Annotated in this window: 20 protein-coding genes; 8 read left to right on the top strand and 12 right to left on the bottom strand. The window is 47.0% G+C overall.

Translation table 11 applies throughout. From position 1 onward, the window contains the following. Positions 1 to 69: 69 nt before the first annotated feature. The 8 genes from L976_RS08165 to nadK all read right to left on the bottom strand — a co-directional run bounded on the left by L976_RS08165 (position 70) and on the right by nadK (position 10,943). Entirely contained in the window at positions 70 to 1,248 is a 1,179-nt protein-coding gene (locus tag L976_RS08165) for an AAA family ATPase (RefSeq protein WP_047535874.1), read from the bottom strand. Between the two features lie 148 nt (positions 1,249 to 1,396). Then, the gene (locus L976_RS23500; RefSeq protein ID WP_169547028.1) at positions 1,397 to 1,567 is read right to left on the bottom strand and encodes a hypothetical protein; all 171 of its coding nucleotides are present in this window, start codon (positions 1,565 to 1,567) and stop codon (positions 1,397 to 1,399) included. Positions 1,568 to 1,778: 211 nt separating this feature from the next. Beyond that, on the bottom strand, positions 1,779 to 2,348 hold the full coding sequence (locus L976_RS08160; protein ID WP_037425853.1) for a LutC/YkgG family protein: 570 nt from the start codon (positions 2,346 to 2,348) through the stop codon (positions 1,779 to 1,781). A 1-nt stretch (position 2,349) separates the two neighbouring features. Then, positions 2,350 to 3,744: a lactate utilization protein B gene (locus tag L976_RS08155; protein WP_047535871.1), complete on the bottom strand. Its 1,395-nt coding sequence runs from the start codon at positions 3,742 to 3,744 to the stop codon at positions 2,350 to 2,352. Positions 3,745 to 3,754: 10 nt separating this feature from the next. Beyond that, positions 3,755 to 4,498 carry a (Fe-S)-binding protein gene (locus L976_RS08150; RefSeq protein WP_037416062.1) on the bottom strand — a complete coding sequence of 248 codons (744 nt, stop codon included), beginning with the start codon at positions 4,496 to 4,498 and terminating at the stop codon, positions 3,755 to 3,757. Between the two features lie 301 nt (positions 4,499 to 4,799). After that, the gene (locus L976_RS08145) at positions 4,800 to 7,604 is read right to left on the bottom strand and encodes an FAD-binding and (Fe-S)-binding domain-containing protein (protein WP_047535868.1); all 2,805 of its coding nucleotides are present in this window, start codon (positions 7,602 to 7,604) and stop codon (positions 4,800 to 4,802) included. Between the two features lie 66 nt (positions 7,605 to 7,670). Further along, entirely contained in the window at positions 7,671 to 9,314 is a 1,644-nt protein-coding gene (locus L976_RS08140) for an L-lactate permease (protein WP_047535865.1), read from the bottom strand. A gap of 750 nt (positions 9,315 to 10,064) precedes the next feature. Further along, positions 10,065 to 10,943, bottom strand: a complete 879-nt coding sequence (nadK, locus tag L976_RS08135; protein ID WP_156143172.1) for an NAD(+) kinase — start codon at positions 10,941 to 10,943, stop codon at positions 10,065 to 10,067. 99 nt (positions 10,944 to 11,042) lie between these two features. Between nadK and grpE the strand changes: the two genes are divergently transcribed. Further along, entirely contained in the window at positions 11,043 to 11,663 is a 621-nt protein-coding gene (grpE, locus tag L976_RS08130; RefSeq protein WP_037416074.1) for a nucleotide exchange factor GrpE, read from the top strand. Between the two features lie 132 nt (positions 11,664 to 11,795). Here the strand turns inward: grpE and dxs are convergent, their stop codons facing one another. Genes dxs through xseB form a run of 3 tightly spaced genes read right to left on the bottom strand, consistent with a single transcriptional unit; the run spans position 11,796 to position 14,809 of the window. Beyond that, the gene (gene dxs, locus L976_RS08125; protein ID WP_037416077.1) at positions 11,796 to 13,664 is read right to left on the bottom strand and encodes a 1-deoxy-D-xylulose-5-phosphate synthase; all 1,869 of its coding nucleotides are present in this window, start codon (positions 13,662 to 13,664) and stop codon (positions 11,796 to 11,798) included. Between the two features lie 21 nt (positions 13,665 to 13,685). Next, the gene (gene ispA, locus L976_RS08120; protein ID WP_047535855.1) at positions 13,686 to 14,567 is read right to left on the bottom strand and encodes a (2E,6E)-farnesyl diphosphate synthase; all 882 of its coding nucleotides are present in this window, start codon (positions 14,565 to 14,567) and stop codon (positions 13,686 to 13,688) included. Positions 14,568 to 14,569: 2 nt separating this feature from the next. Then, a complete protein-coding gene (gene xseB, locus L976_RS08115; protein ID WP_011623480.1) occupies positions 14,570 to 14,809 on the bottom strand; it encodes an exodeoxyribonuclease VII small subunit in 240 nt (79 codons plus the stop codon). Positions 14,810 to 15,123: 314 nt separating this feature from the next. Here xseB and pomA point away from each other — a divergent pair, with 314 nt between their 5' ends. The 3 genes from pomA (at position 15,124) to thiI (ending at position 18,486) form a co-directional block, all read left to right on the top strand. Then, complete coding sequence (gene pomA / locus L976_RS08110) at positions 15,124 to 15,891, top strand: flagellar motor protein PomA (protein WP_047535853.1); 768 nt, start codon at positions 15,124 to 15,126, stop codon at positions 15,889 to 15,891. Between the two features lie 3 nt (positions 15,892 to 15,894). After that, a complete protein-coding gene (locus L976_RS08105) occupies positions 15,895 to 16,815 on the top strand; it encodes a flagellar motor protein MotB (RefSeq protein ID WP_037425837.1) in 921 nt (306 codons plus the stop codon). A 216-nt stretch (positions 16,816 to 17,031) separates the two neighbouring features. Beyond that, positions 17,032 to 18,486, top strand: coding sequence for a tRNA uracil 4-sulfurtransferase ThiI (gene thiI, locus L976_RS08100; protein WP_037425834.1), 1,455 nt, complete (start codon positions 17,032 to 17,034; stop codon positions 18,484 to 18,486). A 130-nt stretch (positions 18,487 to 18,616) separates the two neighbouring features. On the opposite strand, the gene L976_RS08095 is transcribed toward thiI, so the two are convergent. Continuing rightward, on the bottom strand, positions 18,617 to 18,850 hold the full coding sequence (locus tag L976_RS08095; RefSeq protein ID WP_037416521.1) for a hypothetical protein: 234 nt from the start codon (positions 18,848 to 18,850) through the stop codon (positions 18,617 to 18,619). A gap of 176 nt (positions 18,851 to 19,026) precedes the next feature. On the opposite strand from L976_RS08095, the gene L976_RS08090 reads away from it, so the two are divergent. From L976_RS08090 to rlmM, 4 genes are all read left to right on the top strand, one after another. Then, positions 19,027 to 19,938, top strand: coding sequence for a transcriptional regulator GcvA (locus L976_RS08090; RefSeq protein WP_037416523.1), 912 nt, complete (start codon positions 19,027 to 19,029; stop codon positions 19,936 to 19,938). Beyond that, positions 19,919 to 20,584: an alpha/beta fold hydrolase gene (locus tag L976_RS08085; protein ID WP_047535848.1), complete on the top strand. Its 666-nt coding sequence runs from the start codon at positions 19,919 to 19,921 to the stop codon at positions 20,582 to 20,584. Before L976_RS08090 ends, L976_RS08085 begins: the two co-directional genes overlap by 20 nt. Before the next feature lie 91 nt (positions 20,585 to 20,675). Beyond that, entirely contained in the window at positions 20,676 to 21,068 is a 393-nt protein-coding gene (locus L976_RS08080; protein WP_037416529.1) for a DUF423 domain-containing protein, read from the top strand. Positions 21,069 to 21,221: 153 nt separating this feature from the next. Beyond that, on the top strand, positions 21,222 to 22,307 hold the full coding sequence (gene rlmM / locus L976_RS08075; RefSeq protein WP_047535846.1) for a 23S rRNA (cytidine(2498)-2'-O)-methyltransferase RlmM: 1,086 nt from the start codon (positions 21,222 to 21,224) through the stop codon (positions 22,305 to 22,307). Positions 22,308 to 22,379: the final 72 nt, after the last annotated feature.

Genomic DNA, 22,379 nt, shown 5'->3' with positions numbered 1-22,379 from the left:
ACAAGTTGTAGACAAACCAAAAGTGCTTATGTTGTTGATCTAAAATGGATAGTCAGATTTTTACTGAAATCACACAGAATTATGGACACTACCATATCTTAACTTCGCTCTGCGATGGAGTTCATAGACTTCACAACCTAACAATGGCTCAGTTCTATTCAGCACTGCGCCAAAACGCTCAAAGTAGTCCTCATTAACTTGCTTTGCACTGATAAGTGGTACTTCCATACTGACATCTACACGACCTTTACGTATTAACGCTGGGTCAAGATTATCAAGATGATTTGTGGTCATTATGACAAGGCAATCATCAAGAGGGACGATTCCGTCTAAGGCGTTTAGAACGCCACCTAAAGTGAGTGGTGGGTTATCTACATTGCTTTCAGCAGTACGTGATACCGTGGCCTTTACACAGTCACAGTCCTCTATTAACAACATCGCTCCGGGCGCTACCTTTCTAATTGCTTTATGAATAGTGGCATCATTGACAGTCGATAGATTCAATATGTATAGATCGCGATGATACTCAACCGCTAAGGCTCTCGCTATACCCGTCTTACCTGTACCCGTTTTTCCATGTAACAGTATGGTTAGCTTACTGACAACCGATTTTCCCCGACTTGCGAAGTTATCAACTTCCCTCATCAAGTCCTGCTTAAACCCTTCATCTAGCACTAAGTCACTAAAACCCGATGATTTCAATGTACCGTAGCGACACCATTCGGTTTCTTCGAAAATATTCACTTTCGGCTCATTAGAGATGTCTCCACGAGTATCTTCTAAAAAACGATATAGTTTATCTTTTGCCCACCATGGTGCTCTTACAGTAATAGAATCGTATGCCATCGAACTATCGACCTTAGTACGAGTTGCCAACATAAAACAACCACCGTATTTAAACAGATGCATACCATAGCCGATAGACTTAACACTGACACGCCCGTCGTAATTCACACCATAGTCAAAGTAAACAGCCTCAGAGATAGAACGTGAAAAAAACGGAATGGTAGTATTACTGATCAAAAAGGACAGCTTATTGAATATCTCTGTGCGTGCCTGATGGCTATCGTCTATAGTGAGCCGCACAAATAGCAGGCTACTGAGCCAACTTAACAGTTTCGCGGGGACATCTTTTAGCATGTAGCCTACGAATCCAATTAACGTAAATGTTAATACTCCAACAATGACTGCCGTCAACAAAGGATCACTATTGGTGAGCGCCTTTATTTGTAGTAATACCTCGTTCATTTACTCACCTTTACTATAAATGCCTAATAGATATAGTCGATAATACGACCAGCCGCGTCGAGGATACTCGTAAGGTATCCTCAGTATTGCGCTATCGCATCTGGTTAAAGCGACTTGATAAAGATCCTTTACTTATCACTAGTACAAGCTATTGCTTTAGGCTGCGGCGCTCATCAAAGAGCAGAACGGCGCGGCCTTGCATCCACTGATTGACTTGCACTACATCCGTGTTTAACAGCCCGTTCGCCATCTTATAGGCAGGACGCCTGAATGTCGTGCAATGCAGGGATACGTGAGAACGACCATGGCTCTCGTTCATAAGCTTAGAAATCCTAGATTTCTCTATTCACCGAGTCGGCGGCGAATGCCATGGCAAGCCTGTATCTGTAGGTTGATAACTCTTATAAATCAAATGTTTAAAATATTGTTATGCTAAATTTTAAATAAGAAAGCCGCCAATAAAGGTCGGCTTTCATGTTTCGATTGTCCCGTAACCTTTGCGTTTCTTGGTTACATTAAATCTTGAGGCATTACAGCAAGTACACGTTCGAGCTGCAGGCGCCGTGAGCACCGACGACGAGGGCTTGTTCGATATCGGCGGTTTTTGAGGGACCGGCGATAAACACCCCAAACTCACCTGAGGCTAGCGTGATTTCTTTTGCCGCTTGATGCATGTTTGGCACAATCTTATTGGCTGGCAGGGCTAAGATCAGGTTTTCACAGATAAAAGGCGTTACTCTGTGGCCTAAGTTCTTATTGTTTACCCAAATGGCACCATTTTCGGCAACACCAATATCCCCAGGGATCACCGCATAATCGATATCCCTGAGCTCGTGAGCCGTTGGTGGCACATCACGGTTTGCTGTGATGCCCTCAACGAGGGAGATAACCTGTAAGCCTTGGGCGACAAGCTCATCCACTTTGGCTTGCAGTGCCGCGAGGCCGCCTTCACGGTGAAGTGTACCCGCAACGGTTTTCAGATTGGTTTCAAACTGGCCAACCAGATCTTCAACCCTTGGGGCGACATCGATGCTTGGCATAGGATGGTTTGTTAAAGCCGACAGTTTGAGCGCATTGAGAATTTCGTGCTTACTAGACATCTTATAGGCTCCTGTGTTTCTTAAACCAAGCTTCGAAGCTGGAGTTGGGGGCGACTGGCAGTTCACGGTATTTACCCCAGGCACCGCTAAAGGGCTTGAGCAGACTACCGGGCAGAATGCGCAGTGCAGTTCGGGCCGCGCCCATTGAGCAATTGAGCAGAGTAGTGCTTGCCATAAATTTACCCACTAATGGCATATAGCCGTTTTTGCCGTAGGGGAGTTGTCCGGCTTTGGCCTTAAGGCGTCTGTGGTGGTGAATAATCTTATCGAGCGGCACCTTGGTCGGGCAGACATAGGTACAGCTACCACACAGAGTACAAGCCCAAGCGATGGAGTTGGTATCGTCATGCTTGGCACCCACCGCAATCCCAATCGGGCCGGGAATGGTGTAGTTGTAGCTGTAACCACCAGAGCGGCGATACACAGGACAAGTATTTAAACAACCGCCGCAACGAATACATTTCAATGATTCTGCAAGGATTTTATCCTTCATCATCTCGGTACGGCCGTTATCGACGATGATCACATGCATCTCTCCATCGACCTGTGGTCCACGGTAGAAGGCGCTATAAGTAGTGACGGGTTGGCCAGTTGCGTTGCGTGCGAGGGTGCGTAGTAACACGGCGGCGCTGTCGATATCGGGGACAATTTTGTCGATCCCCATTGAATGCAACTGCAACTTGGGTAGGTTAGCGCCCATATCGGCGTTACCTTCGTTGGTACAAACGACCACGGCGCCCTTATCGGCAATCGCCATGTTTACCCCTGTCATGGCGGCATCGGCGCTGAGGAATTTTTCACGCAAATGCGCGCGGGCGGCACGGGTTAAATACAAGGGATCGGCTGCCCCCGCTTTAGTGCCGAGTTTCTCATGGAAGAGATCACCGACTTCTTCTTTTTTCATGTGGATAGCGGGCACCACAATGTGCGAAGGCGGCATTTTCGCGAGCTGAATAATGCGCTCACCTAAGTCGGTGTCGATGACTTCAATTCCACGCTGCTCTAAGTAAGGGTTGAGATGACATTCCTCGGTGAGCATTGATTTGGACTTAACTAACTTCTTCACTTTATGGCTAGCTAAGATCTCGTGCACGATACGGTTGTGCTCGGCGCCATCTTTGGCCCAATGCACTTTGATGCCGTTGGCAAGACAGTTTTGCTCAAAGGTTTCAAGGTATTGTGCAAGGTTGGTTAAGGTATGCAGTTTGATTTCAGAACCTAACTGACGCAGTTGCTCCCATTCGGGTAAGCTGCCAGCGGCGCGATCGCGTTTTTCGCGCAGCACCCAAAGGGCTTTAGAGTGCCAGTCAACTCGGGTTTCATCGCGGCAGAAAATATCGGCTTTATGAGCGTGAACCTGTGAACCCGTGGCCCCGTGATTATGTTGATATGCCATAGTGGGTCTCCTAGAGCGCGGCGTTAAGCACTTGCGCTATGTGGCGAATTTCAATCGGCAATTGCTGTCTGCGGATCATGCCATCGAGGTGCAAGAGGCAAGAGGGATCGAAGCCAACCACATATTGCGCGCCTGTTGCCGCGTGGGCTTGGGCTTTGTCTTTACCCATCTTGGCGGATACGGCTCCTTCATCGACGGCAAAAGTACCACCAAAGCCACAGCATTCATCGCGACGGTCTGGATAGACAATGTCGATACCAGCGATATTGGCAAGCACGGCTTCAACTTTGTTGAATCGCGGGCCCATTTGCTCGCTTGGCGTGGCAAGGCTCAGCATACGAATGCCGTGACAGCTTAGTTGCAGGCTGATCTTATGGGCAAAAGGTTTGTTGAAGGCGGGAATGGGGGCGATATCGTGGAGGAACTCGGTCAGTTCATAGAGTTTGTCGATAACGGCTTGAGCTTCTGGGCTGCTATCAAACTCGTGGAAATTTTCTTTGGCGGCCACTAAACAAGAAGCGGCAGGACAAACAATGGCATCGCATTCTACACCTTTGAAAGCATTGAGTAATTTCAAGGTGGTACTGCGTGCTGCATCAAAGCAACCCGAGTTAGTCATCGGTTGGCCACAGCAAGTTTGGCCTGCGGGTAGAATCACTTGGTGTCCGAGTTTTTCCAGTAATTCCAGAGTGGCAATGGCCACATCCGGCATCATTTGGTTAACGAGACACGGGATGAAAAGGGCGATTTTCATTGTGCTTTCTCTTTCTTGTTAGTGAACGACATTGCCTTGCATTGTGGCCCCAAAGTCCACACAAATGCTAAGGTAGTTGATCCAATATAGGCTTATCTAAAGTAAATAAGTAGCCCTAATTTAGTAAATGATCTACTAGATTTTTGCAAAAATGAGAAGTTTTTAACAATATGATTTTAAATGGTTAATTGGGTTTTTATTTTAAGATTTATTTCGTTAACTTTGCGGAGTTGTCGATAAATGAGAATAGTTTTCTTCTAAAGAAAAACGGGGCTATCTTTAGCCCCGTTTGGTCAGTGTGTTAGCGACTGCACTCTTCGAGCAGATACGCTAAGTGGCGGTAGGAAATACCACTGTGTTGGGTCAAACCGACCTCGCACATACGGTTGGCGTAATAGCCTTCTTTAACCTCAACTGGGATTAACTTCTTAATATTGCGCAGGGCGCTGGCGTTGATTTCTGGCTTATATAAACCTTTTTCACCGGCGTATCCACAACATTCAATACCCGCGGGTTTGAGCACTTGCGCCGAGCAAGCATTGGCAATGGCTTGCATCTTAGGCTCTAACTTCATCTTGCGAGCACTACAACCTAAGTGTAAAGCAACATTGACCTTTTTGTTGATGGTCAGCTTGTCCAGCAGCTTGTCATGCATAAACTCAACTAGATCCGTTATTTGTACCTTTGGGTTACCCGTGAGGGTGCGATAAGTACAAGATAAGGCATCGACTAACACTGGGATCTTGCCGCCATTGCTCATCTTGCTAAGCACATCGATAAGCTCTTGGCGTTTGGCGTCGGCGTTTTTAAAGTCGCCCTTTGATTCCCACATTTGGCCGCAACATAAATCGCGGGTCTTTTCTGGCGTGACAACGTTATAGCCCGCGCGCTCTAGTAGGGTTACAACCACCTCTGGCAAGGTGCGGTTATCCGGATCTTTCGGCGTTGGACCAAAGGTGCGGCCACCACAGGCGGGGAAGTAAACCACGGTTTCTTGGCCTGCTTTGGCGGGTGACGGTTTAGGCAGTTTGCCGCCTTTGGGGAAGTCAGGATTCCAGTAAGGCACTTCTTTAGAAATCAGCCGACCCGTTTTCATCAGCGCATTAGTAATGCCATCGCCGGTGATTTTATGGATAACCCCAAGTACATCAAAGCCCGTACTGATCACTTGGTTTACCGCGCCAAAATGCTTGGCTTGGAAATCCAATACTTTTTGCTCTGTGGTGCTGATATAAGGTGTACGTAGTTTACGGACTAACTGACCCATGCTGTTATCGACTGGACAGGCGATAGTACAAAGCTGACAGGCGGCGCAGGTATCAATCACATCGTATTTTGCATCGGCGCGCATTTTAGCGGCCGCAGCTTTATCACCGGACTGCTCTAAGCGCTCGATTTCACGCAGAGTCGCGATCCGCTGACGTGGCGAGAAGTTAAGTGCTGATGTTGGGCAGGTTTTTTCGCAGAAGCCACATTCGATACATCTATCAACAAAATCATCGACAACAGGGCAGGGCTTAATATTTTTAACGTGGACGTTCGCATCATCGTTAAGAATAACGCCTGGGTTTAGAATACCCTGAGGATCAAATAGTTGTTTGATGCTCTTCATCAAAGTGTAAGCATCTTGTCCCCATTCTTTTTCAACAAACGGTGCCACAGCGCGGCCAGTGCCATGCTCAGCTTTCATGGAGCCGTTGTACTTGTTAATCACCATATCGGCAATATCGTCCATAAAGGCATGGAAGCGGTCGATATCGGCTTGAGTGGAGAAGGTCGGAGTAATAATGAAGTGGAAGTTACCTGCCAGCGCGTGGCCATAAATACAGCCTTCAGGGTAACCATGTTTATGGAAAAGCTCAGTGATATCGTGAGCTGCTGCGGCTAGATGTTCAAGCTCAAAGGCCACGTCTTCGATGATAACTGAGGTTCCTTTTGGACGCTCGCCACCGACAATGGGGAAAAGCCCTTTACGCATCGCCCAGTACTTGTCGTAAACCGCGGGATTGGTACTGAATTCCATCGGACGGATGAAGTCAAAACCAGCCAGTTTGGTACTGACATCTTGGGTATAGCGTTCGAGCGTTTGAGCATCATCCGCACGGGATTCAATCAATAGAATCGCCGATAACGCAGGCAGTTCCGACAACCAATCTGGCATGCCTGGCTTGCCTGTTACCGCTTTAATGGATGGCCAGTCAAGGAGTTCGGCCGCAGAAACACTTTCACCATTAATCAGCGGAATGGCGCGTGCAGCATCTTCCATATTATGGAATACAGCCATGGCTGAGGCTTTAAATTTAGCTTCATTTACAGTGTGGTAAGTGACTTCGTTAATGAAAGCTAACGTACCTTCCATCCCGACCATTAAGTGGTTAATGATGTCAAATGGGTCGGTAAAATCGATTAAGGAGTTAATACCGTAGCCAGTGGTATTTTTGATGGAATACTTTTTACGAATGCGCTCGGCCAATACGGTGTTATGGCGTGTCAGATGGGAGAGCTCGCTCAGATCTTGCAGTAATTTTCCGTGGGTCTTAGCAAACTCAGCCTTAGATTTTTCACAGCCAGTATCGAGTTCAGTGCCATCGGCAAACAACAGTTTTGCCGATGCGATGGTTTGGTAACTGTTTTGAGCAGTACCACAGCACATGCCTGAAGCGTTGTTAGCTACAATTCCGCCAATTTTTGCCGAAGCAATCGTCGCTGGATCGGGGCCGATTTTGCGATTCAGTGGCGCTAGCACAGCATTCGCGTCTGAACCAATAACGGCGGCACCTAAGGTAATTTGTTTTGCATCGCTACTGACTTCAATCTTTCTAAAACCATCATGGCCAAGGATAAGTAGTATCCCTTCACCAATCGCTTGGCCAGATAAACTGGTGCCTGCTGCTCTAAATGTGACGGGCGCATTATGCTTGCGGGCAACGGCTAAGGTGAGTTTTACCTGTTCTAAGGTCTCGGCATGGACAACAACTTCGGGCACGATTCTGAAGTAGCTGGCATCGGTAGACCAAGCAAAACGACGGACGGGATCATCCGTCACCGGACGATCACCTAATTGTGTTCTGAGATCACTGATGACCTCTTTGTAGTTAATCGACATAACATCACTCTCTTTATCTTATAGAAGAAAGTCGAAGTCACTCGGCGTGACTTCGAACAAGATGGATTAGAAGCCACCCCAAAGTGTTGCGATAGTGCCTGCAAGTAAGGCGTAGCCAAGGGCAACAGGCATGGTTTTACGAATAATTTCCGACTCTCTACCCGCCATTCCTACTACAGTTGCTGCGGCAACCACGTTCATTACGCACATCATGTTACCGGCGTTTGCACCGATACCTTGCAGTGCCAATATCAGTGTATGGTTCATGCCAACATTATCAGCCACACTGTATTGCAGGCTTGAGAACATCATGTTTGAGAACGTCGCTGAACCTGACAGGAAGGCACCAAAAATCCCCACGATAGGCGCCATCCATGCCCATACCGCGCCCATTGAATGGCCCAACATATCGGCTAAGGCCACTGGCATAGAGGCTAGTCCAGCACCATTAGCACCTGAGTTTAAGAAGATTTTCACCATAGGTACTGAAGCACCTAATGAAATAATCGTCGGTAACATTGATTTGCATGAAACACCGATGGATTGCTTAATCGCAGGACTTTTCATTTTGAACAGGAAGAAACCGATAATACACACTGCGACGAAGAAGGCGCCAGGGGCGTATAAGGTTGCAAAGCTCGCTTTAAGCTCAGTACCCATAAGGCCTGTCCAGCTAATGTTGAAACTCGATAACCAAGCTTTCAGTGGCGTGACTGTACGAGATAACACTAACAGCGCAGCCATGATGATATAAGGTGTCCAGGCGGCAATTTGTGAAAACTGGGCTTTCGCTTCGATCTTCACACCTTCTTGGTTGTCATTCTCTGCGAAATCATTCCAAGGTGTTTTAGGCAGTAGGTAGCCCTTACGCGCAACAGGGATCACCAGTGCCATACCGATTAATGCACCAATAACCGATGGGAATTCAGGGCCTGCAAGGTAGTTAATAATCCAGGCGGGGACAGTAAAGGCAAGACCTGCGAAAATCGCAAATTTCCAAATGGCTAAGCCTTCTTTAAAGGATTTATTGCGGCCAAAGAACCCGGTCAGCATCGTCACCATAACCAGTGGAATTAATGAACCTGTGATTAAGTCGATAGTGATCATATGCATTACGATATATCGAGCATAACCTGCATAGGTTCCACCATGGGCAGCAAACTGCTCAGCAGCCATACTTACACCACCTTGGATAAGCCCCTGTTCCATCCCAAAGAGCACGGGTAAACCAATTGCCCCAAATGATACGCAGGCTGAGTCGGCAATTAAGGCGACTACGGCGGCGGCGACAGGAGGTACTCCCAGTAATACCAGCAGTGGCGCGCCAATGGCGGCTGGCGTACCAAAGCCAGCACTACCTTCGATAAAGGCGCCGAATAACCAACAAATAATAATCACCTGTACACGGGCATCGGCACTGATGTTAGTGAAGCCTGCTCGGATAGTATCCATTGCACCTGAATATTTCAGAGTATTAAGTAGGAATACCGCACCGAAGATGATGGTTAATGGCGTGATCGCTGACAGCAGTCCTTCAAGAACGGATGCGGCCAATAGAGTGGTATCCATTTGCCAAATAAATACGGCGGCGATGGCCGTAACTACCATGGAAATGGGCATAGCTTTTGACGCGGGCATTCTCAGTAATACAAGAAAGATCATTACACTGAGCACTGGCGTCAAGCTGGCGAGGAGTTGGAGTATTGTCATGCTTGCCTCTACATAAAGTGGTCTGTCTTATTTTTTATAGGAATCTTATTGGTGCTTCGATATCAGAACTTATGGTGGATAAATCAGCAGTATTCACTACTAATAATCACTGTTACGACATTCTGTGGTGTGTACTAGACGCTATTCGGGGTTGAACTTATATGATCTAGATCATTTTGACTGCTGTATGAAATGCTAATTTACAGTGCTGCGGGAGGCTTCTCTCATAGGATTTCTCCAACTGTGACCAATGTCACTTAAAGAGTTGTTTGTATATTTCTATGCTCAGTAATTAATTTAACTTGTATGCTTTTTAGTTATAAAAAATCAGATCTTCACTAAATTAGCGATCAGTATTGCAATTAACTGATCCATTTATTTCATTAATGGGCACTTAATGAATTTTTAAGACAATATTAAGGTGTGATCTGTGTCACTCAGGTACTCATTAAAAGGAACGGTGGTTTTTAATGATTTATTTTAAATATATGATTTTTATTATTTTATATCATTTTTAGATTGAGATTTTTAGCGTGATCTAGTTCACGCTTTATCGGATGGGGAAATTGAGTGTGAGCAATGTCACTTTATGAAATATGAGTTAATCTGAAATTTAATAACGGTTAATAAAGCTGTTTACAGCAATGCAGCTGCACAACTCCATTTTGTTAACAACTATAGTCAGTCATTATCTATATTTTTTATGGTAGGTTGCTTGAGTTAAGCTTCGCATCATCTCATCGTACAAACTCAAAACAACTTACTGCCCCAGCCGAGCTTACTTCGCAACACATGGAAGTAATTATGGCCTTTAGGATGGATAAGCCTAAGTTGCTCAGAGCTGCGGCGCACGATGATCTCATCGCCGGGTAATACTGCTAAATGCACATGGCCATCACAGCTAACCTCAAGGTTTTCGCCATTTTCAGGGGAAACCACCATCTTAATGGTGCTGCAAGCATCGACCACAATAGGACGGCATGACAAGGTGTGTGGAAACATAGGGACTAAAATTAATGCCTGTAAATTGGGGGTGAGAATCGCCCCACCCGCTGACAGTGCATAGGCGGTTGACCCCGTGGGAGTTGAAACTATCATGCCATCGGCGCGTTGGCTGTACATGAATTGATTGTCAATATAGACCTCAAATTCAATCATGTGAGCGATCTTACCCGGATGCAGCACCGCTTCATTCACCGCGGTATTACTGGCTTTTAGCTGTCCATGGCGATAGACCTCTGCCTCAAGTAAAAAACGGTGTTCGGTATCAAACTCACTATCGAGCACTTTAGCGAGCGCCTCTTCGAATGCATCCGGCGGTAAATCCGTTAAAAAGCCAAGGTTACCACGGTTTACACCAATCACGCCCACATCGAAGCGCGCCAGTACTCTGGCGGCGCCGAGCATATTGCCATCACCGCCAACGACTATCGCTAAATCACAACGCTCGCCAATCTCTAATAAATCAACCGCCACAATTTGTGGGCCTAACTCAGTTGCTACCCGCTCTTCTACGAGGACTTCATAACCTTGCATTGTCAGCCAGTGGTGCAGACGTTTGAGGGTTTGATTTGTCCCTGGATGATGCGGCTTACCAATTAGGCCAATGGTGTGGAACTTTGTGGTCATATTTATGCTAGATCTGGCCTTAGGCCTTGAAACGTCAAAATTGATCCCCATAATATGCCCAGAGTATTTAGAAACAAAGCATTTTTAGCTGGAGTGAAAATGAGCAACGAGTCGATTAAAGCAGAACAGGATCTGATCCAAGAGGGTGTAGAGTCTGAAGTTTCTACCGAAGAAGCAAGTCTGATTGATGAGCTTACCCAAGCCAATTTCCGTATTGAAGAGCTGGAACAGTTACTCGCTGACGCTTTGGCGAAAGTTGATGAGCAAAAAGATTCAGTAATACGTGCAGCTGCCGAAGTGGATAACATTCGTCGTCGCGCTGCGATGGATGTAGAGAAAGCCAATAAGTTTGCTCTGGAAAAATTCGCCAACGAATTGCTGCCAGTGATAGACAATATGGAGCGAGCGCTGCAAGGGACTAATCCGCAAGATGAAACCACTAAAGCTATCTATGAAGGTGTTGAGTTAACACAAAAGAGTTTGTTGACCGCTGTGGCGAAATTTGGTGTAAAACAAATTGATCCTCAAGGACAAGCCTTCAACCCTGATCAACATCAAGCGATTGGTATGCAACCAAGTGCTGAATTCCCAGCCAATACTGTGATGTTAGTGATGCAAAAGGGTTATGAGCTAAACAGCCGTTTACTGCGTCCTGCCATGGTGATGGTGTCTCAAGGTGGCCCTAGCCAAGAGTCTGCTTCGATTGATATTGAAGCGTAAGCGGTAAAACGTTAAACCAATAAAAAGGACTGCCGATACAGTCCTTTTTATTTGTCTGTTGCTTTTCTATTTGCCGTTAATCGTGAATTATCACGTTTGTAGTATTGATGGGAGCTTAGCCCCCATCAATAATCAATCGGCAAGATAGGCATTAATCTGCGCTAACATGCCTTCGGCATCGAGTTGTAAGTCATGGATCACTTCTTCTGGTGATCCATGTTTAATAAACTCATCGGGCAAGCCAATTTGTAGTACAGGTTTAGGCATTTTAAGCTTTTGCAGAAGCTCTAGCACACCTGAGCCAGCGCCGCCCATAATGGCGTTTTCTTCCACTGTGACGAGCACATCGTGGGTTTGCGCCATCTCTTTGACTAAATCCACATCCAGCGGTTTCACAAAGCGCATATCGACCACTGTTGCATCTAAACTCTCTGCGGCAGTGAGTGCTGCGGCTAAGGTAGTCCCGAAGTTAAGCATCGCGATACGTTTGCCTAAACGCTTAATCACCCCTTTACCAATAGGCAGCGCCGTCATGGCTTCAACTTGAGTCGCACCTGTTGCACTACCTCTTGGATAGCGTACCGCGCTTGGGCCTGCATCATAGCAATATCCGGTATACAGCATCTGGCGACATTCATTTTCATCCGATGGCGCCATAATCACCATATTTGGAATACAGCGCATAAAGCTTAAATCAAACGCCCCTTGATGGGTTGGGCCGTCGGCACCGACAATACCTCCACGATCAATGGCAAATAGTACGGGTAAACGCTGCAATGCGACGTCGTGGATCAGCTGATCATAGCCGCGTTGTAAGAAGGTCGAATAGATTGCGACCACAGGTTTATAGCCCTCACAGGCAAACCCTGCACCTAAGGTCACCGCATGTTGCTCGGCAATGGCTGCATCAAAATATTGTTTTGGGAAGCGCTGCGAGAACTCCACCATACCCGACCCTTCACGCATGGCAGGGGTAATGCCTAAGACTTTTTCATCCTGCTCAGCGATATCGCATAACCATTTGCCAAACACTTGTGAGAAGGTTGGTAGTCCCGGCTTAGTCGCTGGCTTCTTAAACTGTGATGGGTCAAATTTAGGGACGGCGTGCCAACCGATAGGATCTTTTTCTGCTGGCTCATAACCGCGACCTTTTTTGGTCATAATGTGTAGCACTTGTGGCCCCTTGAGATTGCGCATATTGCGCAGGGTTTCCACTAGGGCATCGACATCGTGGCCATCGATAGGGCCGATATAGTTAAAGCCTAACTCTTCAAACAGTGTGCCAGGAACCACCATGCCTTTGAGGTGTTCTTCGGTGCGCTTGGCCATTTCTTTGATAACAGGCATGCCCTTGAGCACTTTCTTGCTGCTTTCACGAATCGTGGTGTAGAAGCGGCCTGACATCAATTGGGCTAAGTGATTGTTGAGTGCGCCGACATTTTCTGAAATCGACATTTCATTATCGTTTAGCACCATCAGCATATCATTGTGCAAATCACCCGCGTGGTTCATGGCCTCGAACACCATGCCGCCTGTCATGGCACCATCGCCAATCACGGCAACCACTTTACGGCCTGCCTGTTCTTTTTCGGCGGCAACGGCCATGGCTAATGCGGCACTGATGGAGGTGCCTGAGTGGCCTACGCTAAAGGTGTCATATTCACTTTCTTCCCGCCAAGGGAAGGGGTGTAAACCGTTCTTTTGCCTAATGGTGTGCATTCTATCACGGCGACCAGTGAGGATTTTATGGGGATAGGCTTGGTGACCAACATCCCAAATCAAACGGTCAAACGGGGTGTTATAGACATAATGCAGGGCAACAGTCAGCTCGACGGTGCCAAGCCCAGAGGCAAAATGTCCGCTGGACATGCCAACGGACTTAAGAAGGAACTCCCGCAACTCATCGGCCAATTGGGGTAATAGGGCCTGTGGAAGCTGGCGGAGTTCATTAGGTGTGTTGGCCTGTGCCAACACCGGAAACTGAGAAATGTCCAAACTCATAGCGAGATACTTCGTCTCTTTTTATATTCTTCGCTCAATAATATAGCGGGCGAAGTCTGCAATTAACTGGCTATTGTATGGCAATTTAGCCAGCGCTGATAGTGCCTCTTGGATCAGTTGCGCGGCGGTATCTTTTGCGCCTTGCAGTCCAAGTAGTTGCGGAAAAGTACTCTTATTTGACTCGGCATCTGAGCCTTGAGGTTTGCCGAGTTCTTCCGTGGTGGCAATAATGTCCAGAATATCGTCTTGGACTTGGAAGGCAAGTCCTACGGCATGGGCAAATTCCATCATAGTCTGATATTGATCTTTTGGCGCGTTCGCGGCGATCAAGGCTAACTCAACGGCGCAGCTGATCAGCGCCCCTGTTTTCATATTATGCAGTTGAGTTAATGCTTTAAGATCAATGTGCTTATCGGTGGAGGCTAAGTCGATGGCTTGACCGCCACACATACCCCGATAACCAGAGGCTTTTGCCAATGCTCTGACCATAGCGATATGTTGCTCGCTGGTAATCCCTTGCACGGCTTCAGTCACAATCTCAAAAGCTAAAGTTTGTAGTGCATCCCCAGCAAGAATTGCGGTGGCTTCATCGAAAGCGATATGCACTGTGGGTTGACCACGGCGAAGTGCGTCATCATCCATAGCGGGTAAATCGTCATGGATTAACGAATAGGCGTGGATGCATTCAATCGCGGCGGCGCAGGCATCGAGTTTTTCAAGTGCTACGCCAAACATTTGCCCGACACTGTAAACCAAGAAGGGACGAATGCGTTTTCCCCCTAAAAGGGCGCCATGGGTCATCGCGGCTTTTAACTGAGGAGCTGTATCTTCGAGTGTACTAAAACGTTGTTTTAATTGGTTATCAACTCGTAGTTGATATTCTTTTATTGCATTGACTAACACGCTTATTCGCCCTCAACGGCATAGGGAGAGAGGGGCGCATTTTCATCCTGCTTGAGTAAAATGGCCACTTTTTGCTGAGCTTGTTCAAGTTTTGCCTGGCTGTTACGCACCAGATTGATGCCTCGTTCAAATTGTTTTAACGCATCATCGAGAGATACATCGCCCTGCTCTAACTCAGCAACGATGCGTTCGAGTTCACCAAGGGATTCTTCAAAACTGAGATTTTCGGGTTTCTTTGCCACGTTAATAATTCCTTTGAAAGAGCGGACACAAGGTATATCAGGGCGGCTCAAGGGTCAAATTCAGTCGATGGATATTTGCTCGATAGCACGCTTTGTTGCTGAATTTTTTTCAGAAAATAGAAATTGCCGCTAAACTTGCTTAGAGCTTGTCCGATAAATGACAATAGTAGCATTATGCTTATAATCATCTTAAGACATCATAAAATAAGGCTTGGGTTAAGACCAAAGTGTTAACCGTTGACGGATGACATTTAGTGTTATTTTGCCAATAGAGTCAGTATCATGTCGTTTATACAGAATATTGAGGAGCCGTTGTGGATTTAGCTACAGTTATTGGACTAGTCGGGAGCTTTGGTTTTATCCTTTGGGCCATGGTAACCAGCGGCGGCATTGCAATTTTTATCGACATTCCTTCCGTCTTTATCGTGTTTGGTGGCTCCTTCTTTGTCGTGATGATGAAATTCAATTTAAAACAGTTTTTAGGTGCGGTAAAAATCGCAGTAAAAGCCTTTATGTTTAAAATTGATAAACCTGAAGATCTTATCGAACAATCAGTGACGATGGCTGATGCGGCGCGTAAAGGTGGATTTCTTGCTCTTGAAGAAGCACAAATTTCCAACAGTTTTATGCAAAAAGCCGTCGATATGTTAGTGGATGGTCATGACGGTGAGGTGGTACGTGCCGCGCTTGAAAAAGATATCGCCCTCACCGAAGAGCGCCATCGCAACGGCATCGCCATTTTCCGGGCTTTTGGTGACGTAGGACCCGCGATGGGGATGATTGGTACCCTAGTGGGCTTGGTGGCGATGTTATCCAATATGTCGGACCCGAAATCGATTGGCCCTTCAATGGCGGTTGCGTTGTTAACTACCCTATATGGTGCGGTAGTGGCTAACATGGTGTGTATTCCTATCGCCGATAAATTAAGCCTTAGAATGGGTGAGGAAATGCTAAACCGTAACTTGATTATGGATGCGGTATTGGCGATTCAAGATGGCCAAAACCCTCGAGTAATTGAAGGCTTTTTGAAAAACTATCTTGCTGAAAAACAGCGGAAAATCGATACAACGGACGGAGAGTAGCCCATGGCTAAGTGCAACTGTCCACCGCCCGGAGCACCACTCTGGTTGGCAACATTTGCCGATTTGATGTCCCTCTTGATGTGTTTCTTCGTGTTGCTGCTGTCATTCTCCGAAATGGATGTGATGAAGTTTAAGCAGATTGCAGGTTCGATGAAGTATGCATTTGGGGTGCAAAACAAAGTCGAAGTCAAAGATATTCCTAAGGGGACGTCTGTGATTGCCCTCGAGTTCCGTCCTGGTCGTCCCGATCCCACGCCGATTGAGATCATCAACCAACAAACCAATGAAATGACCGAACCCACGTTGGATTTCCAAGCGGGGGAAGATGATAGTGCGGGTGGGGTACAACAACAGAACGGTTCGCAGCGAGGTGGCGAAGCAACGGCTACAGCCCAAGAAACCGCAGATGCAGTGAAGGCCGAGGCTGCGGCAGCGCAGGATAAGATTAATCAGCAAGTGAAAAAAATGGCGCAGGAGCTCAATAAAGAGATCACCGATGGGGCGATTGAAATTGAGTCACTTGGACAGCAGATTATTATTCGAATCCGTGAAAAAGGTTCATTTGCCTCAGGCTCTGGTTTCCTACAACCGCGATTTAAACCAGTGGTGCGTTCGGTGGGTGAGTTGCTCAAAGATGTGCCGGGAATTATTACCGTATCGGGTTACACCGACGATATGCAGATAAGTGATGAGCTCTATAGCTCAAACTGGGATCTCTCCAGTAAACGTGCTGTTGCTGTGGCTGATGTGTTATTGCAGGTCAAGGGTTTTGATCCTAAACGGATGAAAGTGGTCGGTATGGCCTCAAATAATCCAATTGTCTTAAATGATTCGCCTGAAAATCGCGCGCGAAATCGTCGAGTTGAGATTGCGATTGAACAAGGTAAAGCAAAAGAATCCGAAGAAATTCAAGTAGGTAAATAGCTTTTAATCCAAATCAGTTATTTGATAAAAACGCCGTGACTTGCTCACGGCTTTTTTATTTGGGCTTTTTTGACTATAAGTTCAACTGTGCGTAAGCGCACGCCACGAGCAGCCCTAGTGTGGAAACAGGTGCGCCAATCGCCGTGAGTTTGTTATAATCCGGCGATTATTCTTTTAACCAATTTTGCTGTTGCCAAAATTGCCCGCGGAAATCCCATGAAGTTTATTGTAAAGCTGTACCCAGAAATCATGATGAAGAGTAAGCCTGTGCGCATGCGCTTCACTAAAATGCTTGAAACCAACATCCGTAACGTGCTCAAAAAAGTTGATGAAGATGCTAAAGTGCAACGTCAATGGGACCGTATTTGGGTAAAGGTGCCAAATGATAAACCTGAATTAGCTCAGGCCTTTGGTGAGCGTTTAGCCTGTATCCCTGGGATCGCCCATGTAGTGCAAGTGGATGAATACAGCTTTACCTCTGTGGATGATATTTATCAGCAAGTGTTGCCCGTTTACCGTGACCAAATTGCCGGCAAAACCTTCTGTGTACGCGTCAAGCGCACTGGTAATCACGATTTTAACTCTATTGAAGTAGAGCGTTATGTCGGTGGTGGCTTAAACCAGTTTACCGATGCGATTGGCGTGCGCTTAAAGAACCCCGAAGTCACTGTTAACCTCGAAATCGAGGGCGATAAACTGTATATGGTGACTAAGCGTATCGAAGGCTTAGGCGGTTTCCCAATGGCAACGCAGGAAGATGTGTTGTCGTTAATTTCGGGCGGTTTTGACTCGGGCGTGTCGAGCTACCAATTTATTAAGAAGGGCGCTCGTACCCATTACTGTTTCTTCAACCTAGGCGGCGCGCAGCACGAGATTGGCGTTAAGCAGGTTGCTTACCATTTGTGGAAAACCTATGGTGAATCCCACAAGGTGAAGTTTGTGTCCGTGCCGTTTGAGCCTGTGGTGGCCGAGATTTTAGAGAAAATCGACAACGGTCAAATGGGCGTGGTGCTCAAGCGTATGATGATGCGCACCGCTGCACGTATTGCCGAGCGTATGGGCATTCAGGCGATTGTAACAGGTGAAAGCTTGGGTCAAGTGTCGAGCCAAACCTTAACCAACTTAAACGTGATTGATCGTTGCACCGATATGTTGATTTTGCGTCCGCTGATCACTATGGATAAGCAAGATATTATCAATGAATGCCGTCGTATCGGCACCGAAGATTTTGCTAAGTCTATGCCGGAATATTGCGGGGTGATTTCACAGAAGCCGACTGTTAAAGCGGTACTGGCTAAGGTTGAGGCCGAAGAGACCAAATTCTCTGAGGACTTGATTGACCGTATCGTAGAGCAAGCCGTGGCCATTGATATCCGGGAGATAGCAGAACAAATGAATACCCGTATCACTGAAACTGAGACCGTTGTTGCTATCGACACCAATGAAGTGGTGATTGATATTCGCGCCCCAGAGGAAGAAGAGAATAAACCGCTGGAGATTGAAGGCGTGGAAATCAAGCGCATTCCTTTCTTCAAATTAGCGACTCAGTTTGCCGATCTCGATAAGCAAAAGACTTACCTGCTGTACTGTGAGCGTGGCGTGATGAGTAAATTACAGGCACTTTACCTGATTGAGCAAGGTTATCACAATGTTAAGGTTTACCGCCCTTAAGCGATAACCAGCAAAGCGTATGCAAGGTCAAGCCTCAGGTTTGACCTTGATATGCAGCAATCTACGGGATTACGAATACAAAAAAGCCGCATTGGAATGCGGCTTTTATGTTATTGCGAAGCAGTGCAATTTACTCGGTTTTGACCACTTGCTGTGCTGGTAGCACCTCATCGGCAATCAATAAGGTGGGATCTTGCAGTGCTTCTTGGTGCATTTTTTCCATCGTTGCCGTCAGTTCGGCATTGATACTTGTTTGTAAATCACTGGTGTCGATAATAATTTCGGCATTGATAACATTAGCGTAGACATTGGCACTGAGTGCGCTGACTAACACTAACGCAAAAGCAGATTTTAAATTGAACATAGTCGCCTCCGGGCTGACAAAGTATTGCTGTCAGACATTCCCATCACCCGTTCGAGATTGTCCAACTCATGTGTTTCGTTGGCGCAAAATTTAATCAAAAATGCTGGCCTTTACAAACGATTAAATGTAACAATACGGATTAGAAAAACTAATTAAAAATTGAGATAGAGATCACTATGTCAAGACGCTTACCACCACTGAATGCGGTTAAAGCATTTGAGGCCGCCGCACGGCATTTGAGCTTTACTCGAGCGGCTGAAGAATTGTTTGTGACTCAGGCTGCGGTGAGTCATCAAATTAAAGCGCTGGAAGATTTTCTCGGATTAAAATTATTTCGCCGAAAAAATCGTTCACTGCTGCTAACCGAGGAAGGCCAGAGTTATTTTCTCGATATTAAGGACATCTTTATTCAATTGGCTGATGCGACCGATAGGCTGCTCGCACGTAGTGCTATTGGTTCGTTGACCGTGAGCATGTCGCCAAGCTTTGCGATTCAGTGGCTGGTGCCGCGTCTGTCCAAGTTTAGTGAAAAGAATCCTGATATTGACGTACGGATCAAGGCGGTGGACACAGAGGCCAGTTCCTTAACTGACGATGTTGATGTCGCGATCTATTATGGTTTAGGCAATTGGCCTGGGCTGCGGGCCGATAAACTTCGCAATGAAGTGCTTATTCCGGTGTGTTCACCCATGCTGTTAAATGGCCCTAAGCCGCTGTCAAAGCCGGAAGATTTAAAACACCATACATTGCTACACGATATGAGTCGCCACGATTGGCAGGCGTGGTTTAGACAATGCGGTATTACCGATATCAATGTTAACCAAGGTCCAATTTTCAGTCATTCTTCCCTCGTCTTGCAGGCAGCGGCTCATGGTCAAGGTGTGGCGTTAGGTTATAGCGTGTTGGCTCGGCCCGATATTAAGGCGGGACGACTGGTATGCCCATTTCAAGAAGTGCTAGTGAGCAAAGATGCTTACTACCTCGTTTGCCAACAGAATCATGCCGAGCTGGGTAAAGTGGTCGCGTTTCGTGAGTGGATGTTAGATATGTTTGCCGAGGAGTCACGCAGTGAGTTGTTGCCCGGATAATCCGTTGGTAAATGTTGCACTAAGTGCCCATGTGTTAGAAGGTGAACCCTCAGAGATCTTGATTTTATTTGCCCATGGCGCGGGAGCGAATCGAGACTCAGACTTTATGTGCCAAATGGCCGCAGGTCTTGTCGACAAGGGCTTTCAAGTGATGCGTTTTAACTTCCCTTATATGCAAGCCAATGCTGTGGATGGTAAAAAGCGCCCCCCTGATAGAGCGCCAAAGCTGCTTGCCTGTTTTAGCGAGATGCTCGATGTGGCGCACGCTCAGCCTAAGGTTAAGCGGGTGGTCTTGATGGGCAAATCCATGGGCGGACGCATGGCGGCGTTACTTGCTTGTGATAGCGTACAAGCCAGCCGCATTGATAGGGTTATTTGTTTAGGTTATCCCTTTATTCCGCTTAAGGGCGGTGAGCCTAGGTTGGAACCCCTGAACGACTGCCAAGTGCCCGTGTTAGTGCTGCAAGGGGAGCGGGATAAGTTTGGCGGCAAGATACAAATCCCCACTTGGGCACTTAACAGTAATATTCAAATTGAATACTTAGCCGATGGGGATCATAGTTTTGTCCCAAGAAAGTCGTCAGGTACGACTGAAGCGGCTAACCTTGCACTGGCTGTTGATTTATCAGCAAAATTTATTGGCTAATGTTTCTTCTTGATATGACGTAAAGTGCTCAGAGCCTGGATTAGGCTCGGGCGTCATCCGTTGTAAAGCCTATTGGTTTTTGGAGGTTAAAATGCGTAAAGGATTGTTGTTACTCGCCGCGGTAAGCGGATTTTTTGCGGTCGCGCTAGGTGCTTTTGGTGCCCACGGTTTAAAAGCCGTGGCGCCCCCAGAGTTGATTGAAGTGTTTAATCTTGGGGTGCAATACCACTTCTACCATACCTTTGCCTTGATTGTGGTTGCTTTTGCGGGGCAGTGGTTAACCTCACGTTTACTCGATTGGGCGGCGTATTTATTTATTGCGGGTATAGTGCTGTTTTCTGGCTCGCTCTACGGTTTGGCGCTGGTCGGCAGCAAATGGTTTGGCCCTATCACGCCGATGGGCGGCGGCTGTTTCCTCTTAGGTTGGTTATTGCTGGCCGCGGCCGTATGGCGCCATAAAGTGGTGGATGGTAACGAGTCATAATGCTTGTATGGCGCAGCCACTGCGCCGTGCGTCCACGCAGCCAATAGCACAAAAGCCCGATAGCAAATCGGGCTTTTGTGTATTGAAATTGCTATACTGGCGCCCAAATCGATAGTCGGCCATGTTTATGGCTTGGATTTCTTAAGGATCTCCATGAAAAACCTATTTTTATTTTGCCGTGCAGGCTATGAGAAAGAATGCGCAGCAGAAATCCAACAGCGAGCGGCTGAGCTCAATGTGGGTGGCTTTGTTAAGGCCAACAATAACGATGCCTATGTGGTATACCAATGTTTTGACGATGATGGCGGCGATACTTTGGCTAAGCAGCTGTCGTTAGATTCGCTGATCTTTGCTCGTCAGATGTTTGCCGCGAGTGAACTGCTAGCCGATTTGCCCGAGTCTGACCGTGTCAGCCCGATTGTGGCAGCGCTCAGTGAGGTGAGTAAAGCGGGCGAGCTGAGGGTTGAAACCCCTGATACCAATGAAGCAAAAGAGCTGTCGGCATTTTGCCGTAAGTTTACTGTGCCTTTGCGCCAGCATTTGAAAAAATCAGGCAGTTTACTGGCGCAGGAAAACCCTAAGCGTCCGATTATTCATGTGTGTTTTGTTGGCCCAGGACGCGCCTACGTTGGTTATTCCTTCAGCAACAACAGCTCACCCTATTTTATGGGGATCCCGCGCCTGAAAATGGCCGCCGATGCACCAAGTCGCTCAAGCCTGAAACTCGATGAAGCATTCGCGCAGTTTGTGCCTAAAGATGCGCAGGAAGAGCGGGTTCGCAGCGGCATGAATGCAGTGGACTTAGGCGCTTGCCCAGGTGGCTGGACCTATCAGTTAGTGCGTCGTGGCATGATGGTCTCCGCGGTCGATAATGGCCCAATGAACGAAAAACTTATGGAAACCGGACAAGTGAAACATTTCCGTGAGGATGGTTTCCGCTTCGAGCCACAGCGTAAAAACATTTATTGGTTAGTGTGTGACATGGTTGAAAAACCCGCGCGCGTGGCTGAGCTGATTGAAGCTTGGGCCATCAATGGCTGGTTTAAAGAAGCAATTTTCAACCTCAAGCTGCCGATGAAGAGCCGTTATAAAGAAGTGATGGCGATTTTGAATACCATGCAGGAAATCCTCAAGGAAAACGGCATCAACGAATTCCAGTTGCAGTGTAAGCATTTATACCATGACCGCGATGAGGTGACGGTTCACTTATGGCTTAAGCCTAGCCAGCCTTGGAACTAATCTACGGTTTTTTACCGTTCTGTTAGTGAGTGAAGCCTCAAGTCATGTTTGGGGCTTTTTATTTGGCTGTTC

This window comes from Shewanella sp. ZOR0012 (assembly GCF_000798835.1).
Classification (GTDB): Bacteria; Pseudomonadota; Gammaproteobacteria; order Enterobacterales; family Shewanellaceae; genus Shewanella; species Shewanella xiamenensis.
Note: the sequence above shows the minus strand (reverse complement) of the source record. Positions and strands in the feature narration are given on the sequence as shown.